A 24,903-nucleotide genomic window follows, 5' to 3' on the forward strand; every position below is an offset into this window, starting at 1 on the left:
GGAGCCGGGTCCAGCCCGACGAGGCAAGTAGCCGATCCAGGGGCGAAGAAGGAGGGCGCCTGGTACGTCTACAAGTGCTCGTCGAACGGTTTCCGGGATGCCTTCTACCGGCCGCCGGTGTGGATTCCCGACGCGGTGCAGGACGACGATGGTGGGCCTCCCACGCCGTCGCCCGCACAGGTGGCGCAGCGGGCGCGGAGCCAGTTACGGCTTCTCGATCCTCGGATCGAGACGAACCCGCCGACTGAGCAGCTGGTGAATCTGCCGACCTGGTTGTGGGTGGCTCGCGGAGGTTGGCACCGGGTATCGGCAACTGCCTCAGTACCCGGGGTCTCGGTGACGGCGGTGGCCCGGCCGCGCAAGGTCATCTGGAAGCTCGGCGACGGCAGGTCGGTGACGTGCAAGGGGCCAGGGACTCCGTACGCCCGCAGTGGCCACGGGAAGAAGCGCGCTTTCAGGCCCAGCCACCCTTCGCCGGACTGCGGGCACACGTATCGCTCCTCCTCGGCTGGCCAGCCAAGGAAGGCGTACGCGGTCTCCGCGACGATCCACTGGACCGTCAGCTGGGCCGGAGCGGGGGAGAGCGGCACGTTCCCCGGCATGACCACCACGGCGAACGCCTGGTTCCGCGTCGCGGAGAGCCAGGCACTGAACACCGAGGACTGACGGCATCACGACCGTTCGGACACACGACGCATTGGCAGGAGGACAGCTGATGAACACCCGGGTACGCGCACCTGGGGGTCCCCGCTCCGTGAGCCGGGACCCCCTGAGGAGGGGAGGGCCCGACGCCGATCGGGCCCCGGCGCGGGTGGCCGGGACCTCCCGGCGGCGGAGTGTTCCGTACTTCTTGGTCGGGGTGCTGCTGGTCCTCGGCTGCGCGACCGGAGGGGCGCTGCTCACCATGCGGTTGGGGGACCGCGAGGTCGTACTGGTTCTCAAACGGCCTGTGGCCGTGGGGCAGGAGCTGCGTGCCTCGGATCTGAGGGAGGCGAGCATCGCGCGGGACAGCGGGCTCGACGCGGTGGCGGCCGACTCGCGTGACGCGGTGATGGGACGCCCGGTGGCGTACAGCCTCCCCTCCGGGTCGCTGCTGACGAAGAGCGCGCTCGGCAGCTCCAAGGTGCCGCCCACAGGCCAGGCCGTCGCTGCGGTCGGTCTGAAGCTGGGGCAGTTCCCTACTGGCCTCCAGCCCGGCCATCGCGTCGTGGTCGTTGCGACCGCGGACGAGGAGGAGTCCGGTGAGGTCTCCACCACGAGTAGGAAGTCGTGGCGGGCGGTGGTCACCGGGGTCCGGGCCCATCAGGGCGACCAGGTGACGGTGGTGACCTTGCAGCTGGCCGAGGACGACGCCCGCCAAATGGCCGCTGCTCCGGAGGGCGCGCTCCGCGTGGTCGTGGTGCGGGGAGGCGAAGACTGATGACCTTGGTGGCACTGTGCAGCCTGAAGGGCTCGCCCTGGGTGACGACCACCGCCCTCGGGCTCGCCACCTGCTGGCCTGGGGAGGAAGCACCAGTTCTCGTCGAGTGCGATCCGGCGGGTGGTGATCTGCTGGCCCGCTTCCGGCTCAGCCTCTCTCCTGGCCTTGTCAGCTTGGCGGCTGCCGCGCGGCGGTCAGCGGAGCCCGGCCTGCTGTGGCAGCACACCCAACGGCTGCCCGGCGGGCTGAGCGTGGTCGTCGCACCACCCGGTGCGGACCAGGCGCGGGCCGCGTTGGAGCAGCTGACGTACGAAGGCGACATCATGCTGCGGGGCCCGGCGGACCGTTCGGGAGTGGTCGTCCTGGCGGACTGCGGTCGGATCGAGGCGGAGTCGCCGGTGACGCCGGTACTGCGTCACGCCGACCTCGTGCTCCTGCTCTCACGAGCTCGGGACGACGCCTTGGCACATGTGGCGATGAAGGCGGACGCGCTCACGAGGTGGTCGCGCGCCTTGGGCTTCGTACTGGTGGGGGAGGGCTACGCAGCGGATGAGGTGACGCGGGAGCTCGGCATCCAGGTGATGGCCCGGCTTCCGAAAGATCCCAAGGGCGCGGCGTGGCTGCGCGGGGCGGCCGGGCGACGAGCTGCCCCGGCGCGCACAACGCTGGGGAAGGCCCTGGAGTCCCTGGCGGGGAGGGTGGCCGACCGCATGGGGGCAGCCTGCGAGCCCGCCGGTGTGCAGGTCACGTCGACGGAGCTCACGGCTCCCTCCATCCACTTCATCTTCCCTGCTCAAGGGCGATCCACGAGTCCTGCACCATCCAGCAACGGAGCGGTGGGATGAGTGGGTTCGAGGAAGAAGCAGCACCGCCTTCGGAGACCCGGGCCACCCCGACCCCTGCCCCGGCCGGGGCGAACAACGGAGTGCCCCGGTTCGACCGGAGGGCGGGCGTGCGCGATCCCTCCGCCGTAGCCGGCATGAGCCTGTACGAGGACGCGTCCACCGAGCAGCTCCGCCAACGGCTCCGTCACCAGCTGTCCACGCGGCTCTCCGAGCGCATCCGAACTCATGAGGCCTCCGGGCGCCCGGAGTGGCTGGAGACCGAGCGACGTGCCGCGGCCGAAGAGATCCTGGCCGATGCCGCAGAGGAGTTCGCACAGCACCAGTTGACCGGCGGCCGCCATGCCGTCCCACGCGATGTCGAGCAACGGGTCGTCCAGGCGGTGCTGAACGAGGTCTTCGGCCTGGCCGGCCTTGAGCCTCTCCTCCGCAACCAGGACATCGAGAACATCAACATCAACGGCGACCGCGTCTTCGTACGCTACGCCGACGGCCGCCGTGAGCAGCTACCGCCGGTGGTGGGCTCGGACGCTGAACTGGTCCAGCTCATCCGAGACCTCGCCGCCCGCTCCGGAGTGGAGGAGCGCCGCTTCGACCGCGGGAGCCCTGGCGTGAGTTTCCAGCTTCCAGGTGGCGAGCGGGCCTTCGCCGTCATGGCGGTCACCGCCCGGCCGTCGGTGTCGATCCGCCGCCACCGCTACAAGACCGTGTCCCTCGGCAAGCTGCGCCGTCTCGGCACCATCGACCGGGACCTGGAGGCCTTCCTCGGCGCCGCGGTCAGGGCCCGGAAGAACCTCCTGGTCACCGGGGGCACCACGATCGGCAAGACCACGCTCCTGCGCGCTCTGGCCGCGGAGATCCCACCGTGGGAGCGGTTGATCACCGTGGAGGACGTCTTCGAACTCGGCCTGGACACGGACGCCGTCGCTCACCCCGACGTGGTCGCGATGCAGTCCCGCGAGGCGAACATCGAGGGACACGGCGCCATCAGCCAGGCCGAGTTGGTGCGCTGGGCGCTGCGCATGTCTCCGGACCGTGTCATCGTCGGCGAGGTCCGCGGCCCTGAGGTCATCCCGATGTGCAACGCCATGAGCCAGGGCAACGACGGCTCCATGGCCACGTTGCACGCCTCCACCAGCCGCGGCGCGTTCACCCGGCTCGCCGCGTACGCCGTCCAAGGGCCCGAACGCCTGCCGCTGGAAGCCACCAACCTCCTCGTCGCCTCCGCCCTGGACTTCGTCGTCCACCTCGAACGGCCACGCGGTGAGCCCGGCAAGCGCGTCGTCTCCTCCGTCCGCGAGGTGATCGACGCCGACGGCCAGCAGATCGTCTCCAACGAGGTCTTCCGACCGGGCCCCGATCTCTGCGCCGAGCCGGGCGTGCCCGTGCGCGCGGAGACACTGGACGACCTGGTGGCCGCGGGTCTGGACCTCGACGGGCTCCAGCACTTGGGCCAGTGGTGGTCGCCATGAGCGCGTACGTGCCCCTGGCGGCGCTGCTCGGGCTGGGGATCGGTAGTGGAGTGTTCCTCGTCGTCCGCGGATGGCGCGAGCCACCGACACCCGTCTTCCCCGCAGCTCTACGCCGGCACGGACCGCGAGACCGCGCCGGGCGCTGGATCGCCGCCTCCATGGCCATGGGGCTCCTTGTCGGAGCGTTCACCGGTTGGGCGGCGGGCGTACTGCTTGCCGCCATGGCGACCTGGAGCCTGCCGCGGCTGCTGGCTGTGGGCGTGGTCGACAGAGAGCAGCTGGCCCTGATCGAGGGCGTAGCCGGCTGGACCGAGATGCTGCGTGACACCCTCGCTGCGGCTGCCGGTCTGGAGCAGGCCATCATGTCCACCGCCCGCGCCGCGCCGAAGGCCATACGTCCGCAGATCCTTGAGCTGTCCGGCCGCCTGGAGCGGGGCGAGCGCCTGGCCCCGGCGCTGCGTCGCCTCGCCGATGACCTGGACGACCCGACCGCCGATCTCGTACTCGCGGCCCTCGTGCTCGCCGCACAGCACCAGGCTCGCCAGCTCACCTCGCTCCTTGGAGAACTCGCGGCCACGGCCCGGGCCCAGGTCGCCATGTGCCAGCGCGTGGACGCCGCTCGAGCGCGGACGCGTACGACCTTGCGCGTCGTCGTCACGACCACGCTCTCCTTCGCCGGAGGCCTGATCGTGCTCAATCCCGCGTTCCTCAGCCCGTACGACTCGGTTGAAGGACAGTTGGTGCTGATGTTGATCGGCATGGTGTTCACCACCGCCTTCTGCTGGCTGCGCCGACTGGCCCGGGTCGAGGGCCCCGAACGCTTCCTGATCTCTGGCTTCGCCACGGCCGAGGAGGGGCAGGGCACTCGGCTGGAGGTGTCGCCGTGACCGCCACGTTCGCTGTGCTGGGCATGGGCGCCGGCCTGGGGCTGTGGTCGCTCCTGGTCTGGCTCCTCCCACCCCGACCGACGCTGTCCGACCTCCTTGTCCGGTTGCGCCCCGAGCCTCAGCAGCAGCCCCTCCTGCTTTTGCAGGCCGGAGGCTGGGCGGTACGCGTCGGCGCTCCCTTCACCGCCTTCCTGCGCTCGCTCGGGCTGCCGCACCAAGAGACTGGGAAGGACCTGGCCATCACTGAGCGCTCGGCGGACGCCCACCTCGCGGAGAAGGCCACGCTCGGCCTGACGGGCCTGGTGCTGCCCGCCACTGTTGATCTCGTGCTTGTCGCTGGGGGCAGGGCGCTGCCGTGGCCCGTACCGGCTTCGGTGGCCCTCGCCCTGGCGGTGTGCGGCTTCCTGCTCCCCGACCTCACCGTGCGAGCCGAAGCCAAGCGACGCAGAGAGGCCTTCCGCCACGCGTTGAGCTCCTACCTGAACCTGATCCACATCCTGCTCGCCGGAGGAGCAGGCGTCGACGCCGCCCTGCACGACGCCGCCCAGACGGGCCACGGGTGGGCGTTCCAGCAGCTGCGCCGCGCGCTGAACACCGCGCGCCTCACACGCAGTTCGCCCTGGACCGCCTTGGGACAGCTCGGGGAGGAACTAGAGGTCGCCGAGCTGACGGAACTCGCCGCGTCGCTCTCCCTCGCCGGGTCCGAAGGCGCGAAGATCCGAGCTTCCCTGGCCGCGAAGGCTGCCGCGATGCGCAGCCAGGACGGCGCCGCCGCCGAAGGGCAGGCCAACGCGGCCACCGAGCGCATGGCTCTGCCCGGGATGCTCATGGCCTTCGGCTTCGTCCTCTTCGTCTTCTATCCGGCCCTCACCCAGATCACCGCCTCGCTATGACACCGCGACGACAGCGAAAGGAGACCGGCCGTGCCCTCACAACCTTCTCGGACCCGCCGGAACCGACTCCGCAGGGTCCTGCGCGCCTTGGGTCAGGACGACCGAGGCATGACGACCGAACACGTCATTTGGATCGCCTTCGCCGCCGCGCTCGCCCTCGCGGTGACAGGGCTGTTCGGCCCCGACATCATGGCCGCGGCACGCAGTGTCCGCTTCCGCTGAGATGGTGCGACGACGGCGGCACCGCCACCACGGAGATGGTGATCATCATGCCGCTGGTCCTCACCTTCGTCCTCCTCCTCGCCCAGACCGCCCTGTACCTCCACGCCGCGCACATCGCCCAGACCACCGCCTCCCACGCCCTGGCGGTCACCCGCGTCCAGAGTGGCAGCGAGGCCGCCGGACAGAACGAGGCAGACCGGGTCCTGCACCGGTTGGGACGCGGCCCGCTGCGCGGCATCCGGGTCACGGTGGCCCGCGGCACCGACCACGCCGAGGTGCGGGTCCGCGGCACCGCCACCAGCGTCCTCCCCTTCCTGGACCTGCCGGTCCGGGCCCGTGCCGACGGCCCGATCGAGGCCTTCATACCCGGGCTGGAGCTGCGATGAGGTACCGACGCCCCGATGTCGGCTCGGCGACGGTCGAACTCGTCCTCGTCATCCCTGTGTTGGTACTGATGCTGTGGTTGCTCGTCTTCTGCGGGCGCATGACCGACTCCCGCCTGCGCATCGAGGACGCCGCCCACCAAGCAGCCCGCGCCGCGAGCCTACAAAGGACGGCCTCGGCCGCCACCACGCACGCCCGCGCCACCGCCGCCTCGGCACTGAGCGAGGCGGGCATCACTTGCCAGCCCCTCAAGGTCGACACGCACGGCAGCATGCGGCCCGGCGGCACCCTCACCGCCACGGTCACCTGCCGCGTCGACCTGCACGACCTGGCACTCCTGCAGGTGCCGGGCGTACGGACGCTGAATGCCACCTTTGCCGCGCCGGTCGACACGTTCAGGGGTGCCTTGGGAACCGCTGCCGCTCTGGGAGGCGAGGCTCCGTGACATCACCAGGCCCTCTGGTGCGCTGCGCGCGCCGCGACGACGGACAAGTCACCGTCTTCGTCGTCCTGATCACCGTGGCCGTAGTGATGTTCGCCGGTCTCGTGGTCGACGGCGGACTTGCCCTGGCCGCCAAGGTCCGCGCCATCGGTGAAGCACAGGAAGCCGCTCGCTCAGGCGCCCAGGCCATCGACCTCGCCGCCTATCGGAACGACGGCTCCGTGCGGCTGCTCCCTACCGAAGCCCACCGCCGGGCCCACGCGTACCTGGCCTCCACCAGCGACACCGGGGCGGTGAAGACGACCTCCACCACGGTCTCCGTCACGGTCACCGTCCACCAGCGCACGCAGTTCCTCGGCCTCCTCGGCGTGGACACTCTCACCGTCACCGCGACGGGGACCGCCCATCCCGTCCACGGCGTCGAAGCCCCGGAACGCTGAGCTGGTGCAGCTATGGCCGCACGTCCCTCTCCTCGGGCCGGACACCACCAGCACAGGTGCCCGGCGGCGCTCCTGATACGAGGCGTGTTGGCCGGGTCTCTCCTGGTGCTGCTGATCGGAGGCATCCCCTGGGCACTGTGGCGGTACGTGGGCTGGCCACTGCCGGCTCACGCACCCACGGTCGAGGCGATCGCGACCGTGCTCACTTCCCCGATGAGCACGACATTCCTGCTGAACACGCTGGCATGCCTCCTGTGGACTACGTGGACCTTCTTCGTCGCCGACGTCCTGCGCACGGCGGGCGAGGCCGTACGGACACTCACCTGGTCACCTCACCGACCTGCCAAGGGACCCGTGCACGGAACGGCTGCGGCTCTGGTCGGAGCCGTTGTCCTGGCTCTCCTGCCCTACCGGGACCCGCAGCTCGCGGCCGCGTCGCAACGGCGCCCCGCAGCCGTCAGCATGCCCGTCGGCGACGTCCGCACGGCGTCACCGACGAAGGACACACACGAGGGCAGCAGGCGCCCGGCCGACGGTGGGAGGGAAGTCATCGTCGTCCGCGCCCCGCGCGATGGCGTGTACGACAGCCTCTGGCGCATCGCCGAACGCCACCTGGGAGACGGCAACCGGTGGCCCGAGATCTACGCCCTCAACCGAGGCCGTCCCCAGCCGGACGGCAGCTCCCTCACCCACCCCAGCCTCATTCGACCTGGCTGGGCCCTCCGCCTCCCCGAGCCCCCGGCCGATCCGGACGAGGACCGGCGTCCTGCCCCGGTGCCCCCGAAGCCTCCGCCTCCGCCGCCTTCGGACAGCGGGTCGCCGACGCCCACACCGAACGGCACCCCACCAGTACCTCCGCGCCAACCGCCCACCCACGTGCGCGACGACGAGGGAACCCCTCCCGGCCTTGATCTGCCCAGCGGGGCATTCGTCGGCGCCGGGCTGGCCCTGGCCGTGGCCGCCGCCACGGCAGTCGTTCTCCGCCGCCGCAGAATCCGTTACCGCCCGGGCAGCGGCGAACGGCGCGACGTACACCTCGCACCAGTCGTACGCGCCCTCCGGGCGGCAAGCACCGAGATGAAGCCGGACCAGGACGACACGGACGATGTCTACGGCACCGCTGCGCTGCACGCTGACCACGGTGAGGGCGACGACGGTGCGAAAGACCCGAAGCAGCACCCTGAAGAGCAACGGGACCGACGAGTCCTCGGCGTGAAGGAAGGACAGGCCCTCGCCTGGGACCTCGCCCGGAGCCACGGCGTGGGGCTCACTGGCCCGGGCGCACTCGACGCCGCCCGCGCACTGCTGATCAACCTCCTGGCCGAGCAGCACACGACAGCCCAGCGCGGAGCGGAACTCGTCATCCCGATGCGGGACGCACAGCAGCTCCTCCAGATGGGCGCCGTGGACGGCGCCCGGTTCCCGCGGCTGCACCTCATGGCGACCATGGGCGAGGCGCTTCAGATGCTCGAGGCTGAACTCGTCTCACGTACGCGCATGGGCGAAGACGCCGATCGCCCCAGCACTGAGCAGCCGGACGAGCTCGTGCTGCTCGGCACTCCCTCGCCCGCGGAGCAGCGCCGTCTGCAAGCGGCCCTGGACAACGGCTCGGCGCTCGGAGTGTGCGGAATCCTCCTCGGCCCATGGCGAGCCGGAACAACGCTTCGTATCGGGACCAACGGAGACGTCGCGGCTGCCACCCCGCCGGACACGGCTACCTTCACCGGCGCGCGACTGTTCACCTTGCCGACCGCCGACGCTCAGGACCTCTTCGCCCTCCTGGCCGAAGCAGCGGCAGCTCAACCCGCGCTCAAGAACGCCGACCTGGCGCAGGCCGCCGAACGCTCGCTCACGCATGCTTCAGGGGGCCCAGGAGCGCGGCTTCGTCCGCTTCCAGAACCACCCGCACCTGCGGAGCCAACCCCGGCATGGCCGCGACACGGGCGGAGCGGCCGACCGAGGCACGCCAGCCCCTGCGAGCCACGGGCCCTGCGGCTCGTCGTACTCGGACACGTACGCATTGCCTATCAACCGCCAGGTACCTCGCGCAGGGTGGAGGTCACCCACGCGTTGGCGCCGAAGCAACGAGAAGTGCTCGCCTACCTCGCCCTGCACAAAGAAGGGGCGCGACGCGAGGCCCTGACAGCGACGATCTGGCCCGACGCACCTCGGGAACGCCCGTACAACAGCCTCCACGCGACGCTGAGCCAGCTGCGTCGCGCACTTCGCCTGGCCACGCACGACGAGATCACCGATATGACCGAGTACGCCGACAGCCACTACGTGCTCGGCAGCGGGCAAGTCGCGGTCGACCTCTGGGAGTTCGAGCAGGCAGTGCGGGCGGCACGGGAGGCCGGATCGGCTGAAGACATGCGAGAGGAGAACCTGCGCCGAGCGACGGGCCTCTACGTCGGGGACTTCGCGGCGGAGCTCACGGCGGAATGGCTGGAGGCCCCGCGTGAGGCCCTGAGGCGGGACTACCTGGACGCTGTGAGCGCTCTCGTGCGGATGAGGAGCAGAACCGACCCCCGTGAGGCGCTCGATCTGCTCGAACAGGCCCGCGGCCTTGACCCATACAACGAGGCCATCTACCGGGACATCGCGCGGATGCAGGCGCGGCTGGGGCTGTCCGACGCCGTCTCACGAACGTTCGAGCTCCTCCGGCGAGCCCTGGCAGAGTTGGGCGAGTCGCCGAGTCAGAAGACGGCCGTCCTCTACGAAGCGCTGCGGTTCGGGCAGCCCGACGGCCCCTGAGTAGGTTGTGCAAGGGCAGGTGCTGGTTCTTTAGGTTGCGAAGGTTCCGGCCCCGGAGGCAACACTGCCGCACGAGAGGAGCAGGGAATTCGGCTGCACGGGCATTCAGGCTGCGGTAGAACCGGTTCATGGACGAGCAGCGTTTGCCCGGCGGCAGGACGGGCGGGGCGGTACGCCGAGGCGGCGCGGTTCATCGGGCCGTGCAGCCGTGGACTCCTGCGGTGCACGCGGTGCTGCGCCACCTGGAAGCGGTGGGGATGGACGGTGTGCCCAGGGTCCTGGGCACGGACGGGCAAGGGCGTGAGGTCCTGACCCATCTCGAAGGTGAGACAGCGGGGGAGGAACTTCCCTGGCCTGCCTGGGTGTACTCGCCGCCTGCGCTGGAAGCCGTGGGGAGGTGGGCCCGGCAGCTGCACGATGCGACGGAGTCCTTTGTCCCGCCGCCGGACGCGCGCTGGCTCGCCGGGCAGCGGTGGCGGCCTGGGCTCGTCATCGGCCACCACGATGCCGCTCCTTGGAACGCGGTGTGGCGTGACGGGGGCTTGGTGGGCTTCTTCGACTGGGACACCGCGGGTCCCTCGACGCGCGAGTTCGACCTGGCCTTCATGGCTTTGACATGGGTCCCGTTGCACGCGCGCAGTTTCGCCGAGCGGACCGGATTCACCGCGTTCGAGGACCGGTCCCGGCGCCTGCACCAATTCCTCGACGCCTATGGGTACGAAGGCGACCGGTCGGGGTTCGGAACAGTGGTGTCCACTCGGGCCCGGACCAACGCGGACGTCATCCGCCGCATGGCCGCCGACGGTGACCCCATCTATACGGCGCTGGAGCCGGTTGCGGCAGAGCTGCACCAGGCCGCCCGCGAAGTCGAGGCGTTGCCCGCCTCCTTCTGGCACCCGACCCGGTAAGCGGCCCTGCGCGTTCCTGGACTACACGGGGCACTGCTCCCGCCACTCGCGCTCGAGGATCGTGTGGACGACGGAGTCCCGCCACTTGCCGCCCTTCTGGATGTGCTCGCGGATCGTGTAGTCCTCGGTCATCCCTGCCTTGGCCATGGTCTTGGCGGAGGCGGTGTTCAGCGGGGAGCGGGCACCCCAGACGCGGTGGAGGTCGAGCTCTTCGAAGCCGAGGCCGAGCAGCAGGCGTACGGTCTCGACGCCGTACCCGGCACCCCAGGCCTCGGGGCGCAGCGCGAACCCCATGGTGGCGGCGCGTTCTTGGTGGGGGTCCATGGCTAGGCGCGCGAATCCGATCAGGTCGTCGCTGCGTTGTTCCACCACCGCCAGGCTGTACTCCACACGCGGGGCCGCGGCGGCCAGCGCGATGGACCGGTCGACGATGGCGCCCACCTGATCGCGGGAGCGCGGCTCGAAGGACAGGTGCTCTGTCGCCTTGGCGTTGCCGTAGATCGCCAGGACGGCTTCGACGTCGTCGGGAGTGAGCTCGCGGAGTTCCAGGCGGGAGCTGCGACGGCTGACCGGGTACATGCGTGGACTCTACCTGCCGCTCTAGCGGGGCAGGGCGGGACGAGAAGGCTGGTACATCGTGATCTCCTCACGCAGGTCGCGCGCCAGAACCGCATTGCGGACGGACTGCCGGGTGAGGGCCGCTCGTACGCGCGCGGCGGAGACGACGATGCCGTTGTTGCGGTGGCTGGGCGGGAGATCGAGTACGGGGCGTATGGCCTCCGCGGCGCCGTCGAGGTCCCCGGCGTGGAGATGGACCAGGGCGAGGTTGCACTGGGAGCCGGCCATGTCTCCGAAGGCCCAGTCCGGGTCGTCCCGGTTGCTGTAGCCGCGTACCGCGTCCTCGGCTTGGGCGGCTATTGCCGCGTCGCCCTGGCCGAGGAGCACCGCGGCCTCGACCGTGTAGTACGTCTGCTTGATCACCGGGTAGGTGAGCAGACCTCCGAGAGCGTCGAGGTCGTCGGGGACGACCCGCTCGCGCAGCTCGTCGGAGCGGCGGTTCGCCCTCTGGACCGCGTCCTCGTTGCCGAGCACGGCTGCCGCACGTGCCTCGAGGCCGGCGAGCCAAACGGTCACCGTGCCGCGGAGGCTGGCGGACTCCTCGGCGCCCTTGCGGGCGTAGTGCAGTGCGTCCTCGGGCTTGTCCGACCAGTACGCGATGAGCGACTTCAGCCCGTCGACGAGGGCGATGAGCCCCGGGTGCTCGGCCTGCCGGGCGCAGAAGCCCGCGGCGCGGGCCTGCATCATGGCCGTCTTGGGGTCACCCATGTCGTGAGACCCCTTGGCCATGAGGAAGGACAGCACGCTCGCCATGAAGTGGAGCTCCCGGGCCTGAGACGGTCGGGTCCGGCCGCTCTCCATCAGCCGGAACGCTTCTTCTTGAGCTGTCGCCAGATCCGCCCAGACCTTCGACAGCGGTACCCGCGGATACAGTTCGGTGAGCCGTTTCACCTCGTCACCAAGGTAGCCCAGGGTTTCGTCGCCGACCTGTTGCCGTTCGGCTCCGAGGGCGAATTCCATTGCGCGCCGTGCGGCCATTGTGCCCGTCCTTCTCATCGAGTGCAGATCCATGTCGGTGCCGACAGGGATTCGGGACTGTGACGTGCAGGTGGGGGTGGCGTGACCGAGGGCCTGGCCGTCGTTGGCCATACTCCACAGCTCTTCGACGGTGTGGCCGAACAGGTGGACCAATACCCTGCGGGAGTCGACCTGCGGGCGCCGCTTTCCGTAGTACCAGGCCTGGTACGTCTTGCGCTGCGGCACGACGCACGCCAGGTCCAACGGCCCCTCGGTACCTGCCAGTTCCTGAGCCGCCTTCCTGAAGTGGCTCAGGAAGGCCTCGTACTCCTTCCAGCCCCGCTGGTCGATCAGGTACCGGAGCAGCGTGATCATGGGCACCTCCAGCCATTACGTCCAGCACGTCTGTCCCCGACGGTAAGACGTCATCACTATCAACGTGCCCCCTACAGGCGGAAGTTAGCGAAGTCGAGGAAAGTCCGAGGAAGGTCCGAGGGAAGTCCGAGGTTTCCACCCGGTCCTCGTCGAGGAATTCCGAGGGTGGAATGGGGATAGCTCTGCCGCACCCACCTTGCCACCGTAAGGGGGCGCTTCCGCTGCGGAACCACTCATTCAGCGAAGCGCCTGACGTCGCCTCGCGGCGATGTCCCCGCGTGTGGCCTGCGCTACATCCATGCCTCGCTGCCCAGGCCACACGCACCCGGGACGCAACGTGTACGGAGAGGGTGCGGATGATGCCCAGGGCGGTCAGTCCTGTCGAGCAGACCACGGACAGCAGGACGGCCCCGGCGCCGTACGGCGGCGGAGTCGAGATCATCCACCGGCGTACGTCTGTGCCGCACGGCGACGTGCCTGCGGACGAGGACCGTCGATGGGTGGGGGAGCTCCGTGCCGGCGTCAGCAAGGCCCTGGAATGGCAGGGCTGGACCGCTGCGGACAACTTGGACGCGGCGCTGTTGGTCCTGTCCGAGCTCGTCACCAACGAGCTCGTGCACGGTACCGGGCCCGGCATCAACGTGCGCGTCACGTGTGCCTCGGACAGTGTGCGATTCGCCGTGCAGAACAGCGTTCCGGCAGAGGCCGCTGCGGGCCATGAAGCCGACCCGTACGCCGAGCACGGTCGTGGCCTGGTGCTCGTCTCGGCACTCGCGGACACGTGGCGTACGGACAACGGCTGGTCGTGCTGCAGCGTTTCGGCCCGCAGGGCCGGGCGCGACAGGAGATGACCGAGCCGCGGCCGCACACGCGGCCCGGCAACTCGTCCGACGAGGCCCTCCCGGGCGCGTACGTCGGAAGCCTCCCGCCTTCGCCGAACCGGCACCCGCCTCCGTGGCATCAGCCCGCCGTTTTCGGCGCCGCCTCACATCGAGAGTTCCTACGGCATTGGAGAACAGCGATGGGCATCCTCGACACCATTCCCAAGGTCCCGCTCGGTGCACCGCTGGTGGACCGGCTCACCAAGGCCCTCCAGGACCTGCCCGCTCCCGTGCTCGACGCAACGGGTCACCTGGGGGAGGAGCCCGCCCGCGCGTACGACGCCGTGTTGGCTGGATCTCCCGAGGCGCAGTACTTCGTCGAGAGCTGCCGACCGATGCTCACCAACCGGTACGGGGAGGGCTGCGTCGTCATCAGCGCCGCCTCGCTCCTTGACGGCATGGCGATGGGCGACAGCAGCAAGGCCCTCACGGTCCTGATGTCGTGGCTCGGCACCCCGTTGAGGGCCTTCGGCCGATGGCCTCTGTGGAAGCCGCTGGGCACGAACCTCGCCATCGACCCGATGCGTGCGACAGGCACCGGCTACAACCCCTTCCACATCGACATGGTGAACGTCACCCGGCCTCCGGACTTCAGCGCGCTGCTGTGCCTCCGCCCCGACCCCCGCGGCGGAGGACGCAGCCTGGTCTCGCACCTGCGGCGGGCCGTGGCCCAGCTCAGCGCCGAGGAGCGCGACCTGCTCAGCGACGTCGTCTACCGCGACGGCACGTTCTACGACCTCAGTGGGGTCGGCGAGGAGTACGACCCCTTCCCCGTGCTGGACTCCGTGCGGCCCGAGGACGGCTTCGTGCGGTTCACCGCGAAGATGCTGCCCGAGATGGCTCCTGGGGCCCCGCACACGGTGGCGATGCGTGCTCTGGAGCGTCAGCTCGTCGCGGGGCAGCAGCGGTTCTTGCTGGAGCGCGGTGATCTACTCGTGGTGAACCAGCACTTGAGTGCGCACGGCCGCGAAGCCCTCGGCGAGGGCCAGGAGGATGTGGCCGAGGGGCAGAGCAGATTGCTGTGGCAGATGTTCCTGCGCGTGGGGCGGGGCGTCTCGTGACTGCGGTCGACCTCGGCTGGCCGCAGGCGGCTGCGGCCACTCTTCACTCGGTCCATGAGCCGAAACCGGTGCTGCGCCTTTCGGTCTGGCTGGCCGACCTGACGTACACCCAGCAGGCCATCTCCGCCGAGACGATGCCCCAGGCCGTCGCCGGGCTGGCGACCTACGCGGCGGCCCGCATGCGGTTCGGTACGCCTCCGAGGATCTTCAAGTTGCCCGAGGCCCTGGCCGACGCCCTGGAGCACCACGGTGCACCGGACGTGATCGGGTTCTCCCACTACATCTGGAACAGCCAGCTCACGCTCAACTTCGCCACAGCGATCAAGCGGTCCTTCCCTCGCACGACCATCGTGCTGGGCGGCCCGCACTATCCCTTGCTGGCCCGGGACCAGATCGCGTTCTGGCACCAGCGGCTGGCGGGGGCCGCCGACTTCTACGTCGACGGCGAGGGCGAGGCCGCCTTCGCCGAGCTGCTGACCTACCTCAACACTCAGCCGGGCCGCCCCCTCCGTGACGGCATCGCTGGGGTGCACAGCATCTCGCCCGACCGGCGGGAGGCGTTCCTGCCCAAGGCGCGTGCACGCCTGTCGGACCTGTCCGAGGCACCCTCCCCGTACGTCGAGGGTTTACTGGACGAGTTCTTTGCATGCGGACTTGTCCCCACCGTGCAGACCAACCGCGGTTGCCCGTTCGGCTGCACCTTCTGCCAGGAAGGCACCCAGTACTTCTCCAGGGTGACGAAGAAGCGACGCGACCAGGTGACGGCCGAACTGCACTACATCGGACGGAAGATGGCCCCGTTGGTCGCCTCCGGGTCGGCGCGCAACGAGCTGATGATCACCGACAGCAACTTCGGCATGTTCGCCGAGGACAAGCACACGTGCCAGGTGATCGCCGACTGCCAGCAGGCCTACGGTTGGCCGCGGGTCGTCAACGTCACCACCGGCAAGAACCAGCGCAAGCGGGTCCTGGAGGCCGTGGCCCAAGTGCCGGGAACCATCAGCCTGTCCGGCGCCGTGCAGAGCCTGGACACCGAGGTGCTGGCGGCGGTGCAGCGCAAGAACATCAACCCCGACAAGATGATCGAGATCGCGCTGGCCTCCGCCGAAGCGGGCGCCGGATCGTACAGCGAAGTCATCCTCGCCCTTCCTGGGGACTCCAAGCAGAAGCACCTGGAGAGCCTGCGCACCTTGATGGACGCGCGCTTCGACCGGCTGAACATGTTCCAGCTCACGCTGCTACCGGGCAGCGAAATGAATGCCCAGGCATACCGTCATCAGTGGGGCCTGAGGACGAAGTGGCGAGTCATGCCCCGCTGCTTCGGCCGCTACCGCGTACTCGGCGTCGACGTGCGTGCGGCTGAGCTGGACGAGGTGTGCGTGTCCCTGCCCGGCCTGCCCCACGAGGACTACCGCGCATGCCGGCTGATGGACCTGCTGGTGTCGGCGCTCTACAACAACGGCACGTTCGCCACCGTCCTGGCGCTGCTGCGCGCTCACGACGTCTCGCCGATGCGCTGGCTGGAGCTGTGCCGGGACATGCGACACGGTCCCGTCCTCGACCGTGTGCTCGCGGAGTTCCTGCGCGAGACCGACGAGCAGCTGTGGGATTCCCGTGAGGAGCTGCTGTCGTACGCGACGACGAACGTGGACCGATACATCGATGGGGAGCTGGGCAACAACCTGCTCTACACCTACCGCATGAGGCTGATCTCCGAAGCCCTGGACGACCTGGCGGACCTGGCCGCCCGTGCGGGCCTGGCCTGCCTGGGCGAAGTCGGCGCGAGCGGGGAGCTGATCGCGAAGTTGGTCCACGAAGGAGTGGCGTACCACCGGCTGACACTCTCAGAAGTGTTCACCCAAGACCCTCCGGCCGAGTTGACGCAGACCGCCTGGTTCGACATCGACGCACTCCTCGCGCGGGCCCGAACCGACCAGGATCTCGGTGGCCTGGACCGTTACGTGCTGCCCCGGCCGGGGCAGCGCCGCTTCGTGCTGACCGAGCGGCAGCGCGCCACGCTGGCCACCTACACGAGCAGGTTGGGCAGCTCCACGGCCGGGTTCGGATGGCTGCTCACCAAGGTGAGAATGCCTGATATCGTCCGGGAACCTCGCATGCACGTCGGCTCCGGGGCGGGCCCGGAGTCCTCAGGATCGGATGCCGTCACCCCGTGACCGTCGACGAACACGCCGCTGCCCTCGCCTCCCTGAACCGGCCCTTCCGGCTCATCGTGACGGGAGGCGGGACAGGCGGACACACCTACCCGGCCCTCACCGCCATCCGCGAACTCCAGACACGTCTCATCGGACTCGGCTCGGCGGTGGATGTGCTGTGGGTCGGCACCAGCGAGGGCCTGGAGGCGCGCGTCGCCCCGGCCGAGCAGATCCCCTTCGCCACGGTCCCCACCGGCAAGATCAGGCGGTCCTCCAACCCGCTGGCGATGATCAACCGTGAGAACATCCGCGACATGGGCCGCGTCGTCAAGGGCGTTCCCGAGGCCCGCAAGATCGTCTCCGCTCACCAACCGGACGTCGTGCTCTCCACCGGCGGCTACGTCTCCGTACCCGTCGGCCTGGCTGCCAAGACCACCAAGTCGCCGCTGGTCGTGCACGAGCAGACCGTCCGCCTCGGACTGGCCAACCGCGCGCTCGCCCGCTTCGCCGACGCGATCGCCGTGTCCTCCGAGTCCACCCTCCCCCTGCTCAAGGACGGCAAGGCCAAAGCGATCGTCACCGGCAACCCCGTCCGCCCCGCCGTCTTCGCCGGCCAGGCCGACAGGGCGGTGGCCGCGCTCGCACTGCCCGGCTACGACACCGCCCTGCCCACCGTCTACATCACCGGCGGCGCCCAGGGCAGCGCACAGATCAACGCCATGGTCCGCGACATCCTGCCCTGGCTCCTCGCCGCGGCCAACGTCGTCCACCAGTGCGGGGCCGCCTCCCTGGAGTCCTCCCGCCAGCACGCCGACACGCTGCCGCCCGCCCTGCGCAGCCGCTACTGGCTGAGCGACTTCGTAGGCCCCGAGCTCCCCGACGTCCTGGCCCTGGCCGACGTCGTCGTCTCCCGCAGCGGCGCCGGAACCATCGCCGAACTCACCGCCCTCGGCAAACCCTCCGTCCTGATCCCGCTCGCCACCTCGGCCGGGAACGAGCAGGAGCACAACGCCCTGCACCTCCAGCAGGCCGACGCCGCGATCGCGTTGGTCAAAGACCGGGCCAACGCTGACGAACTCCGGCGCGCCCTGGAACCGATCCTCACCTCGCGCGATCGACGCCAGGAGATGGCCCGCAACGCCGCCACCCTCGGGCGCCCGGATGCCGCGGCACGACTTGTCGACGTACTGCTGAACGTAGGCCTGCGAAACGCGTTGTGAGGAGCACGCTGGTATAGCTGCCGCTTCTCTCCCCTCGCCTTCCCGGGCCGGAGGGTGCAGGGTGGCGGGCTGCGTAAGGGCGATTCCGTCGGTGCTCTGCGGATCTTTAGCTCATGCGAGCCGGTGTTCCTATTGCCTTGCCATCACGGCTTCCTATCGGGCTTCTCATTAGAGGGGAAGCCCCACTTAAATCCCTGACTCGCTGCTCTGAGGCCTCGGGGACCCTGCTCGCGCGGCCTGCAACTGGACCACCTGTGGGTGGTGTCGCAGTCGCGGGGGTAAATGGGACTGGCGAAGGCGGCTCTAGTAGATTTTCCTTGAGTATGGCTCACTTTGAATTCCCCCTTTTCTCTTTACTCGGGCTGGTGCTCTCTCCGCGGCCGATGTGGATTTCCTATGATTGCGATTCTTTCCTGGCTTGTGGTGGCGCATGAATTGCGGGTGCGAGGACTAGGCATGCCGAATGCGGCTGAAACTAGAGTGAATTAGAAAACCTGCCTCGCCCCCCTTGCTTTAATCGCGAATGGCGAGAGAATTGAATTACGAGGCATAGCGCATAAGGCGCGTGTCACGGACGATCGGAGACGATCGTGGTCGATTCTGGTAATCGTCGGACGCGGGACGTTACGGCGGAAGACATGAAGTACGTGACAGCGGACGATTTCGCCGAGCTGCGGAGGATCGCGCGTGGGTACTGCCGCACCGTCGACTCGACGCGTTCGCGGAAGCGGATGGACGGAAGCGCGAGTGTTCTTCGGAATGGCATCGCGCCGTACGGTACGGACGACGTAAGTGATGACGTCACGCAGGACGCGGTGCTGATATTCGCGAAGCGTCTGGCGAAAATCATCGCCACGAGCGAGGTCTCTGCCGTCTGGGTGGAAACTCGTGAACCGTGTGCATGGCAGTACGTTCGACGCGATGGTGAGACGATCGTCGTCACTCGCACCACAATCCAGTACTGGGCCGTAAGGGATTCGGCCGCGCGGAACGGATACCGGCTCGATGTCCGGCCCGATGAACTGGACGCCACGCCGGGCAAACAAGGAATGCGTGGAATTCCTCACGCGGATAAGCTGCCCACGCTCGCGGTCGCCCCCTACCTCTCGGGGAACAGTGAAGCGATCTTCCGCTTCGCCTGGGGCGACGGAAAAGACTACCCGACCCTAAGTCGCATGCTTCGGCACGCGAGCAGCGCGGATGACCTCGGACGCGCCGGTGTCATAGGCAAGACGGCGCGTGAAATGTATGGGGGCCCGCTCAACTCGTCGTCCAAGGTGCAGCGCACGCGAGACGCCGGGGTCAGGGAATGGCGCGCGTTATCAACCGCGCTTGATGCCGCGCGGGGCGAGCTGATCTACCGCAGCGCTCAATCACAGAATGGCGACTAGCGGCAGAGGTGTGGGCAGGGTGCGGACTGCTGATTCCGTACCCTGCCCAGTCGTGCGCCAAAGACTGCACGGTCCTTCCTCCGCCTGACGGGCAAGAGTAAGTCGATGCGAGCCAAGAGGAGACCTTTATGAATTTCTCCAAGGTCGGTAATGGGGGGCCTTTGGTGGCCGTATCTTAGTGAGAGCGCGAGTGGGCGTCGCCTTGAAGGTGGGCTGCCTTTCTGTGCGCTCCTCTATGCAAAGAGCTTCTCGTGAATTCTCCGGAGATCGGTAACTGGCCGGTTTCGGGAGACGTATTTATGTGAGGGGAAGCGCGGCTTACGTAAACGAATCCCCTGCATGGCTTAGGTCGGTCATCTGGCTGAGCCCCACTTCAGGTTGCGTCCAGTACGCACGCTGACTGGGGGTGCTCATACCGGAGTGCCCGTGATCCCTTGAAGGGGGACTCATGGAGACCGCAAGTGCGATCAAGCTTGTCGACGAGGTGATCTATAAGCCTGGTTGGGAGTTCGCAGCTCGTGATCACTCGCAGCGGTTTGAGGGTGCCATCGTGCTGCACGTAGATTACCCGGCCCGCAACAGCAACAGGGATCAAGCGGATACGGGGTACCCGAGCGAAGTCACTGCCTATGCAGAATTCCCACTGGTGGTCAAGGATTTCGCCGATGAGGATCTGTACGCCGCTCTCCTGTGGGTGATCACGCAGATCGAAGAGCACGAGGCGCGGGAATTCCTCCGTGTGCGGCCGACCGGTTGGGCGCCGTTCCACCCGCACCGAGCAGCTGGGATGCGGCGGTGGGCCTTCCGTACGGGAAAGGGCCTGCTCGCCGATCTCCAGTTCGGTATCGCGTGACACGTAACCGGGCGTATCGCCCTCCCGATTTGGCGAGGGCGACCACGCATAGGGCCCCAAGCGTCACCTAGGGGGACGCCCCACCGTGAATCTTGCGCCCTGAACGACGACTGATGCTTGGCGGCTCTCTCAGCTTCTGCCTTTGGAGAGGAAAGAGCCTGTGAGGAAGCTAGCCACGCGTTCATGGGCAGCGCGCGAGGCGCTGTCGTGCCATGAACCGTTCGACACCTACGGCGCGTTCCGTGCGGTGGACGGCTACTGCCTTCCGTTCGGCACCCGGCTTCCGCCGAGTTGGCGCGAGCGGTACAGCGCCGAAAGGGACGAGATCACGTACACCGTCCTGAGCTACCAGACGCCGATCGCGTGGGTGTTGCGATCCGGGGAGACCGTCATCCCGGACGTCTACTACTCACCGACCACTACGGGGCATCAGGGACTTCTGTACGCGCTCCCCCGGCCTGCCGGGGTGTCGTTGTGCTCTGCGCCAGTCAGCGGGGACGGCGTGATCTGCACCGCCGAGTCGGAGCACGAGGACGGCTGTTGCGGCCGAATGGGGGCGGCGTGACCATGAGCTACACGATCGAGATCACCCGCACGGTCGTGAGCTACCGCACCGCGGTGGGGCCAGGCGGCGAGTGGATGGACGGGGAGTTCCGTGTCATTGAGCCGCCCTTCACCACGTGCGAGACGTACGACGAGAGTGACGTCGGGATGTGGCCGTGCGACGTGATCGCCTGGGCCGTCGACAAGGCCGACGAGACAGGCGTGACCGAACCGTCCGCGTACCCGATCGCCGACGCTGTCCCCGAGCACGGCTGGCTCAGTGGCCGGTATGAGGATCCGCACGAAGGTGACAGCAAGGTCACCGAGACGTCCGTCCGGCTCACTGGCGACTGGTCCCCACAGCAGCGGGCTGAGGTCTTCCGCGCAGTGAGCCGCTTGTGACAGCCCAGACTCCCGCACTCCCTCGACTTCCCCCCCCAGGAGGGAGTGCGGGGCCATGTCAGAGGCGTCCGGAGTCGTGGGGCCCCTCTGCTGATTCGCGCTATTCGAGAGGAGAGGACGAGACGTGACTACCCAAGAGGCAAGCAAGGCTGAGGAATTGATCGAGACGGCGGTCGTGCTGACGGTGACTGAGGTGTTGACCCGCCGGTTCCCGGTCACAGCCGAGGTCCCCGCGGCTGTCGCGGAGAGTGGGCCGGAAGCCGTGGTCGAGTACATCGCTCTGCATCAGGGGCTACGGCTCGGTGAGCTGCCGGTTGAGGAAAGCACCAAGGTCTTCGTGAGCGTGACTGATGTGGACGGCATGATGCGTCCGTCGCAAGGTGAGGAAGCCTGACCTGGCATTTCCCGTATGCCCTGCCGCGTCCTCCGGCAGCCGCTTCCGTAGCCAGCAGTGGCCGGTACCGAGACCTGGTACCGGCCGCGCCGTCAGTGGCTGCGATCCGTAACGCCATTCGCTAGGACGCAGGAGAGAGGGGTACGGCCGTGCAGCACACCGGTCCTCTTCCGAAGCGCTCATTCATAGCTCACGTGCTCAAGTCGACGTCCGCGGAGCGAGGCCTGTTTCACCTCCTCACTGTGCTCGACTGGATAGGCGAGACCTCTTGTTTCCAGGGGGAGGACGACTGGCGCCGTTTCGACCGTTTGGTCAGTGATCTCGCCGGGGAGGCCATCGCGGATCTCTTGTCCTACGCCTATGAGGCCGGAGGTTTCTCTGCGATGCGCCGCGCCGTCGAGCAGGCGGTCGAGCAACTCACGGTCGCTCTTGACGTTCCCGATGGCCAGGGCCCGTACCGCTCAGGAGACCAGGAGCGAGACTAGGTCGTTGCCTACCTCGAACCGCTCTACGACGGTGGGCCGTTCTACCTGCTCGCCCCGTGCGCTGACCGCGGGGGCATGGTGTCGGTAGCTGAAAGTCGCGCAGTCTCGCAGACGTTGGGACTTTCTCGGTCGATGGTGCAGTGCCGCCCCTATCAAGCAACGGAGCGGTGGCGCCCGAGCTTCTGACAGTGCGGAAATCGAGCATTCAGATAGGTATTTGGCGGGTTCCTCAGTCCGTATCCAGGCGAGCGGTGCGCACACACGTCAACGTGGATCTGGGGCCGCAGGACGACTCCAAACCACTCTGGAGGGAGGTACACCGTGATTTCCGTCGACGCGTCAGAGGAGACCCGCGAACGGTACATCGCCAACATCCTCGCCGTATGGCGGTCCGCCACCGAGGAGCAACTGCTGCGCGGGCGCGGCTGGTACCGCACTGCCCACGAGGTCGCCTCAGCAATCGCCGAGGGCGATGTGCGCGCCGGAGCCGGTGTGATCGCCGCGCTGTCCGCGAACACATCATGGCCGGAGACCCTTCGGCTGGCCCGCCGGGCTTACGAGGCCGGCGAACCGTCCGGCCACCTCCCGGACGCCGTGGCCAAAGCGACAAGGATCATGGCGGGGATGGACCCCAGGGAAGTGCTGCCCTGGGAGCGAAAGACGGGCCAGTTCTTCCGCTGCATTCTCGATCCGGACGACTCGAGCGCGGTGGTGATCGACCGGCACGCTCACGACATCGCGGTAGGCGAGCCCTACGGTAGGCGTGACCGCGGGTTGGGGAGCGCCCGGCGCTACGCACTGCTGGCGCGCTGCTATCGCGAGGCTGCCTTGAGGCTCGGCGAGCTTCCGAGCACGGTGCAGGCCGTGACGTGGGTCGTTCATACCGAGCGTGCTAGGAGCACGCGAACACTTGGCCGGCGTGCAGGAGCATCCCGGCCTTTCAACCCCATCCTGGGGTCAGCGGTGAATGACGCCTCAATTTCACGGGCCGCCGCCTAACCCTGCACAGGTGCCCTGCGAATGGCGCGGTCTCAAGAAGAGGTGGGTAGTGGGGCGCTCTTTCGCGCCGTATCCCCGCTCTTTCCCGGAGCATGCGCCGCAAGTCGTAGTTCCGTTCAAGCGCCCGGGCTTCTTCGGGCCCCTCTTTGCTCTGCTCCGAAGGCGTCCGGGTTCGTTCTTCGAGGATGAGCACAGTTTGAAACGCTGCTTCGTCGCCCTTTAAATCAGCAGCTGGGCCCAGCCCCTCTGTCCGGCTGTGTCCCAGGCCGCGCTTCGCTCAGTTGGCGGATCGCGGCCCACTCATCCGGTTGTGTAGCTCAGTTGGTAGAGCGCCGGTCTTATAAGCCGTGAGGTCGCGGGTTCGAGCCCCGCCGCAACCACGCACCAGCCTGCGGCTCCTGATGAGGGGAGTTTGGTTACCACCGGGCGGCGCACGGCCCCGACGGTAACGAGGGAAATGAGAGACGCACCTGCTCCTCCAGGAAATTGAGGCTGGCTCAGGGTGTTGGGCGTGCAAGCCGCGCAAGCCATGGGGGCCATCGCCGAGGTGGGGGTTGTCCAGTTGAGGGCGGTGAGGGCTGCGGTGACGGCGGCGGCGAGGGTGATGACCGTGGTGAAGGTGGTGGCGCGGGTGAGGGCGGCGGGGTAGCTGGCTCCGCCCATGCGGGCGAGCTTGCCAGCAATCCGCTCATAGCTCCGCCCAAGATCCGCCGAACAGTCCCACTCGCACCGAGTCAGTTGCCAGTCGCCTTACGGGCATCGATAGCCCGCCCCGCAATGATCGCGCCGACCACGACGGCCAGTACGTACACGGTGATGCTCGCGGCGAAGCCTCCTGGCAGCCAGCCCAGCAGGCCGGCGTTGTCGTGGTCGACGAGCTGGCGTATTGCACCCTGGGCACCGATGACGAGCAGTGCCATGCCGAGTGCCTGGTAGAGGCCGTGCTTCATGGGGTCCCCTCGGTCTGATTGCGGTTTACCATGCACTTGCACTGTAAACCGATGGTGCCCGCCTTTACAATGCGATCGCATGGTGAAGGTGGCGAGGAAGGCGGCGATACCGTGCCGAAGATCGTGGATCACGAAGCGCGTAGGTCGCGCCTCGTCGAGGCCGTCTGGTCATTGGCCGTGCGCGGCGGCATCGAGCAGGTGTCGCTACGCAAGGTGGCCGAGGAGGCGGGCGTCTCCATGGGCCAGGTCCAGCACTACTACTCCTCGATGCAGGCCCTGATCCGCGACGCCCTCGACCGGGCCGTACAGGCCGTGAACGCCACCATCGAGAACGCGGTCACCGCCGCCGACACGACCAGCCCGGAGGGCGTCCTCCGCGCCTGCCTGTACGCCCTGATCAGCCCGGCCGAGGAGAGCACGCGGCTGATGCGCTTCGCGCTGGCGGCCGCGGGCCGGGCGGTCTCCGATCCGACGATGGCCAAGGTCTTGGCGCCGGCTGACGACGAGCTGCTCACCCTCACCGCCAGTCTCATTGCGGCAGCCCGGGAGGAGCGGGACATCGAGCCGCGAGGCGAGGAACGTACCGACGCCGACATCTGCTGGTCACTCGCCACCAGCCTCGGCGTGGACATCGCCCTCGGCTACCGCACCCCAGAAGCCGCCGAACGGATCCTCGACCACCACATCGAGCAGGTCCTTCGCTAAGCCGCTGTCCAGCGGACCTTGGCGGCCCCCTGCACCCCTGCGCTCATGGCACCGCCTTGTGCTCGCCGACAAGATCCGCCGGACAGAACCTAGACGGCCCTGGACTCCTAGCCCAGACACAGGGGAGCAAGTAACTCGCCTCGACATGCCAGGCAAGCGAGGGCAGTGGGGGCGCGGCGGCGGACCACGAGCGTGGCCCTGGTCCAGGGGGGTGGGCTTCTCTGTGGGAGATGAGATGTCCTGACCGTGGCT

Annotated in this window: 26 protein-coding genes and 1 tRNA gene; 24 read left to right on the plus strand and 3 right to left on the minus strand. The window is 68.3% G+C overall.

All coding sequences use genetic code 11. From position 1 onward, the window contains the following. The first annotated feature begins 336 nt into the window (after positions 1-336). The 11 genes from AC5WAM_RS37445 to AC5WAM_RS37495 all read left to right on the plus strand — a co-directional run bounded on the left by AC5WAM_RS37445 (position 337) and on the right by AC5WAM_RS37495 (position 10,664). Positions 337-666 carry a hypothetical protein gene (locus tag AC5WAM_RS37445; protein ID WP_495520305.1) on the plus strand — a complete coding sequence of 110 codons (330 nt, stop codon included), beginning with the start codon at positions 337-339 and terminating at the stop codon, positions 664-666. A gap of 193 nt (positions 667-859) precedes the next feature. After that, complete coding sequence (locus tag AC5WAM_RS37450; RefSeq protein WP_495523733.1) at positions 860-1,420, plus strand: SAF domain-containing protein; 561 nt, start codon at positions 860-862, stop codon at positions 1,418-1,420. Further along, positions 1,420-2,265, plus strand: coding sequence for a hypothetical protein (locus tag AC5WAM_RS37455; protein WP_495520306.1), 846 nt, complete (start codon positions 1,420-1,422; stop codon positions 2,263-2,265). Before AC5WAM_RS37450 ends, AC5WAM_RS37455 begins: the two co-directional genes overlap by 1 nt. Before the next feature lie 134 nt (positions 2,266-2,399). Next, the gene (locus tag AC5WAM_RS37460) at positions 2,400-3,734 is read left to right on the plus strand and encodes a TadA family conjugal transfer-associated ATPase (RefSeq protein WP_495520307.1); all 1,335 of its coding nucleotides are present in this window, start codon (positions 2,400-2,402) and stop codon (positions 3,732-3,734) included. Next, positions 3,731-4,621, plus strand: coding sequence for a type II secretion system F family protein (locus AC5WAM_RS37465; RefSeq protein WP_495520308.1), 891 nt, complete (start codon positions 3,731-3,733; stop codon positions 4,619-4,621). Before AC5WAM_RS37460 ends, AC5WAM_RS37465 begins: the two co-directional genes overlap by 4 nt. Then, positions 4,618-5,514, plus strand: coding sequence for a type II secretion system F family protein (locus AC5WAM_RS37470; protein ID WP_495520309.1), 897 nt, complete (start codon positions 4,618-4,620; stop codon positions 5,512-5,514). The genes AC5WAM_RS37465 and AC5WAM_RS37470 overlap by 4 nt, the downstream gene beginning before the upstream one ends. Before the next feature lie 218 nt (positions 5,515-5,732). Continuing rightward, a complete protein-coding gene (locus AC5WAM_RS37475; RefSeq protein WP_495523734.1) occupies positions 5,733-6,122 on the plus strand; it encodes a TadE family protein in 390 nt (129 codons plus the stop codon). Next, on the plus strand, positions 6,119-6,565 hold the full coding sequence (locus tag AC5WAM_RS37480) for a TadE/TadG family type IV pilus assembly protein (protein WP_495520310.1): 447 nt from the start codon (positions 6,119-6,121) through the stop codon (positions 6,563-6,565). The genes AC5WAM_RS37475 and AC5WAM_RS37480 overlap by 4 nt, the downstream gene beginning before the upstream one ends. Further along, entirely contained in the window at positions 6,562-7,002 is a 441-nt protein-coding gene (locus AC5WAM_RS37485) for a pilus assembly protein TadG-related protein (RefSeq protein WP_495520311.1), read from the plus strand. Before AC5WAM_RS37480 ends, AC5WAM_RS37485 begins: the two co-directional genes overlap by 4 nt. 876 nt (positions 7,003-7,878) lie before the next feature. Beyond that, a complete protein-coding gene (locus AC5WAM_RS37490; RefSeq protein WP_495520312.1) occupies positions 7,879-9,756 on the plus strand; it encodes an AfsR/SARP family transcriptional regulator in 1,878 nt (625 codons plus the stop codon). A gap of 128 nt (positions 9,757-9,884) precedes the next feature. Then, entirely contained in the window at positions 9,885-10,664 is a 780-nt protein-coding gene (locus AC5WAM_RS37495) for a phosphotransferase (RefSeq protein WP_495520313.1), read from the plus strand. A gap of 21 nt (positions 10,665-10,685) precedes the next feature. Here AC5WAM_RS37495 and AC5WAM_RS37500 read toward each other — a convergent pair whose 3' ends face one another. Both AC5WAM_RS37500 and AC5WAM_RS37505 read right to left on the minus strand, forming a co-directional pair. Next, positions 10,686-11,243 (minus strand): GNAT family N-acetyltransferase, encoded by a 558-nt coding sequence (locus AC5WAM_RS37500; RefSeq protein ID WP_495520314.1) that lies wholly within the window; start codon positions 11,241-11,243, stop codon positions 10,686-10,688. Between the two features lie 21 nt (positions 11,244-11,264). Continuing rightward, positions 11,265-12,614, minus strand: coding sequence for an NsdA family TPR-like regulatory protein (locus tag AC5WAM_RS37505; RefSeq protein ID WP_495520315.1), 1,350 nt, complete (start codon positions 12,612-12,614; stop codon positions 11,265-11,267). Between the two features lie 359 nt (positions 12,615-12,973). Between AC5WAM_RS37505 and AC5WAM_RS37510 the strand changes: the two genes are divergently transcribed. The 12 genes from AC5WAM_RS37510 to AC5WAM_RS37565 all read left to right on the plus strand — a co-directional run bounded on the left by AC5WAM_RS37510 (position 12,974) and on the right by AC5WAM_RS37565 (position 23,376). Beyond that, on the plus strand, positions 12,974-13,465 hold the full coding sequence (locus AC5WAM_RS37510) for an ATP-binding protein (protein ID WP_495520316.1): 492 nt from the start codon (positions 12,974-12,976) through the stop codon (positions 13,463-13,465). 170 nt (positions 13,466-13,635) lie between these two features. Further along, a complete protein-coding gene (locus AC5WAM_RS37515) occupies positions 13,636-14,556 on the plus strand; it encodes a TauD/TfdA family dioxygenase (protein WP_495520317.1) in 921 nt (306 codons plus the stop codon). Next, positions 14,553-16,730: a B12-binding domain-containing radical SAM protein gene (locus tag AC5WAM_RS37520; protein ID WP_495520318.1), complete on the plus strand. Its 2,178-nt coding sequence runs from the start codon at positions 14,553-14,555 to the stop codon at positions 16,728-16,730. The genes AC5WAM_RS37515 and AC5WAM_RS37520 overlap by 4 nt, the downstream gene beginning before the upstream one ends. Next, positions 16,727-17,929 (plus strand): UDP-N-acetylglucosamine--N-acetylmuramyl-(pentapeptide) pyrophosphoryl-undecaprenol N-acetylglucosamine transferase, encoded by a 1,203-nt coding sequence (locus AC5WAM_RS37525; RefSeq protein WP_495520319.1) that lies wholly within the window; start codon positions 16,727-16,729, stop codon positions 17,927-17,929. The genes AC5WAM_RS37520 and AC5WAM_RS37525 overlap by 4 nt, the downstream gene beginning before the upstream one ends. A gap of 638 nt (positions 17,930-18,567) precedes the next feature. Next, a complete protein-coding gene (locus AC5WAM_RS37530; protein WP_495520320.1) occupies positions 18,568-19,320 on the plus strand; it encodes a hypothetical protein in 753 nt (250 codons plus the stop codon). Positions 19,321-19,768: 448 nt separating this feature from the next. After that, the gene (locus AC5WAM_RS37535; protein ID WP_495520321.1) at positions 19,769-20,173 is read left to right on the plus strand and encodes a hypothetical protein; all 405 of its coding nucleotides are present in this window, start codon (positions 19,769-19,771) and stop codon (positions 20,171-20,173) included. 160 nt (positions 20,174-20,333) lie between these two features. After that, entirely contained in the window at positions 20,334-20,738 is a 405-nt protein-coding gene (locus AC5WAM_RS37540; protein WP_495520322.1) for a DUF8033 domain-containing protein, read from the plus strand. Positions 20,739-20,740: 2 nt separating this feature from the next. Next, positions 20,741-21,118: a hypothetical protein gene (locus AC5WAM_RS37545; RefSeq protein WP_495520323.1), complete on the plus strand. Its 378-nt coding sequence runs from the start codon at positions 20,741-20,743 to the stop codon at positions 21,116-21,118. Positions 21,119-21,242: 124 nt separating this feature from the next. Continuing rightward, complete coding sequence (locus AC5WAM_RS37550) at positions 21,243-21,512, plus strand: hypothetical protein (RefSeq protein WP_495520324.1); 270 nt, start codon at positions 21,243-21,245, stop codon at positions 21,510-21,512. A gap of 194 nt (positions 21,513-21,706) precedes the next feature. Beyond that, positions 21,707-21,997 carry a hypothetical protein gene (locus AC5WAM_RS37555; protein WP_495520325.1) on the plus strand — a complete coding sequence of 97 codons (291 nt, stop codon included), beginning with the start codon at positions 21,707-21,709 and terminating at the stop codon, positions 21,995-21,997. A 321-nt stretch (positions 21,998-22,318) separates the two neighbouring features. Then, the gene (locus tag AC5WAM_RS37560; RefSeq protein WP_495520326.1) at positions 22,319-22,996 is read left to right on the plus strand and encodes a DUF7178 family protein; all 678 of its coding nucleotides are present in this window, start codon (positions 22,319-22,321) and stop codon (positions 22,994-22,996) included. 306 nt (positions 22,997-23,302) lie between these two features. Then, positions 23,303-23,376 (plus strand) — tRNA-Ile (locus AC5WAM_RS37565). A gap of 354 nt (positions 23,377-23,730) precedes the next feature. Here AC5WAM_RS37565 and AC5WAM_RS37570 read toward each other — a convergent pair. Beyond that, positions 23,731-23,946, minus strand: coding sequence for a hypothetical protein (locus tag AC5WAM_RS37570; RefSeq protein ID WP_495520327.1), 216 nt, complete (start codon positions 23,944-23,946; stop codon positions 23,731-23,733). 123 nt (positions 23,947-24,069) lie between these two features. On the opposite strand from AC5WAM_RS37570, the gene AC5WAM_RS37575 reads away from it, so the two are divergent. Beyond that, positions 24,070-24,651 carry a TetR/AcrR family transcriptional regulator gene (locus AC5WAM_RS37575; protein ID WP_495520328.1) on the plus strand — a complete coding sequence of 194 codons (582 nt, stop codon included), beginning with the start codon at positions 24,070-24,072 and terminating at the stop codon, positions 24,649-24,651. Positions 24,652-24,903: the final 252 nt, after the last annotated feature.

The organism is Streptomyces sp. JLYT201, assembly GCF_059448825.1.

Coding starts and splice junctions, on each gene's coding strand:
- AC5WAM_RS37510 (WP_495520316.1), top strand. CDS start 12,974: ATGCCCAGGGCGGTCAGTCCTGTCGAGCAGACCACGGACAGCAGGACG.
- AC5WAM_RS37570 (WP_495520327.1), bottom strand. CDS start 23,946: ATGAAGCACGGCCTCTACCAGGCACTCGGCATGGCACTGCTCGTCATC.
- AC5WAM_RS37535 (WP_495520321.1), top strand. CDS start 19,769: ATGGAGACCGCAAGTGCGATCAAGCTTGTCGACGAGGTGATCTATAAG.
- AC5WAM_RS37530 (WP_495520320.1), top strand. CDS start 18,568: ATGAAGTACGTGACAGCGGACGATTTCGCCGAGCTGCGGAGGATCGCG.
- AC5WAM_RS37455 (WP_495520306.1), top strand. CDS start 1,420: ATGACCTTGGTGGCACTGTGCAGCCTGAAGGGCTCGCCCTGGGTGACG.
- AC5WAM_RS37545 (WP_495520323.1), top strand. CDS start 20,741: ATGAGCTACACGATCGAGATCACCCGCACGGTCGTGAGCTACCGCACC.
- AC5WAM_RS37495 (WP_495520313.1), top strand. CDS start 9,885: ATGGACGAGCAGCGTTTGCCCGGCGGCAGGACGGGCGGGGCGGTACGC.
- AC5WAM_RS37460 (WP_495520307.1), top strand. CDS start 2,400: ATGAGCCTGTACGAGGACGCGTCCACCGAGCAGCTCCGCCAACGGCTC.
- AC5WAM_RS37505 (WP_495520315.1), bottom strand. CDS start 12,614: ATGATCACGCTGCTCCGGTACCTGATCGACCAGCGGGGCTGGAAGGAG.
- AC5WAM_RS37480 (WP_495520310.1), top strand. CDS start 6,119: ATGAGGTACCGACGCCCCGATGTCGGCTCGGCGACGGTCGAACTCGTC.
- AC5WAM_RS37515 (WP_495520317.1), top strand. CDS start 13,636: ATGGGCATCCTCGACACCATTCCCAAGGTCCCGCTCGGTGCACCGCTG.
- AC5WAM_RS37465 (WP_495520308.1), top strand. CDS start 3,731: ATGAGCGCGTACGTGCCCCTGGCGGCGCTGCTCGGGCTGGGGATCGGT.
- AC5WAM_RS37500 (WP_495520314.1), bottom strand. CDS start 11,243: ATGTACCCGGTCAGCCGTCGCAGCTCCCGCCTGGAACTCCGCGAGCTC.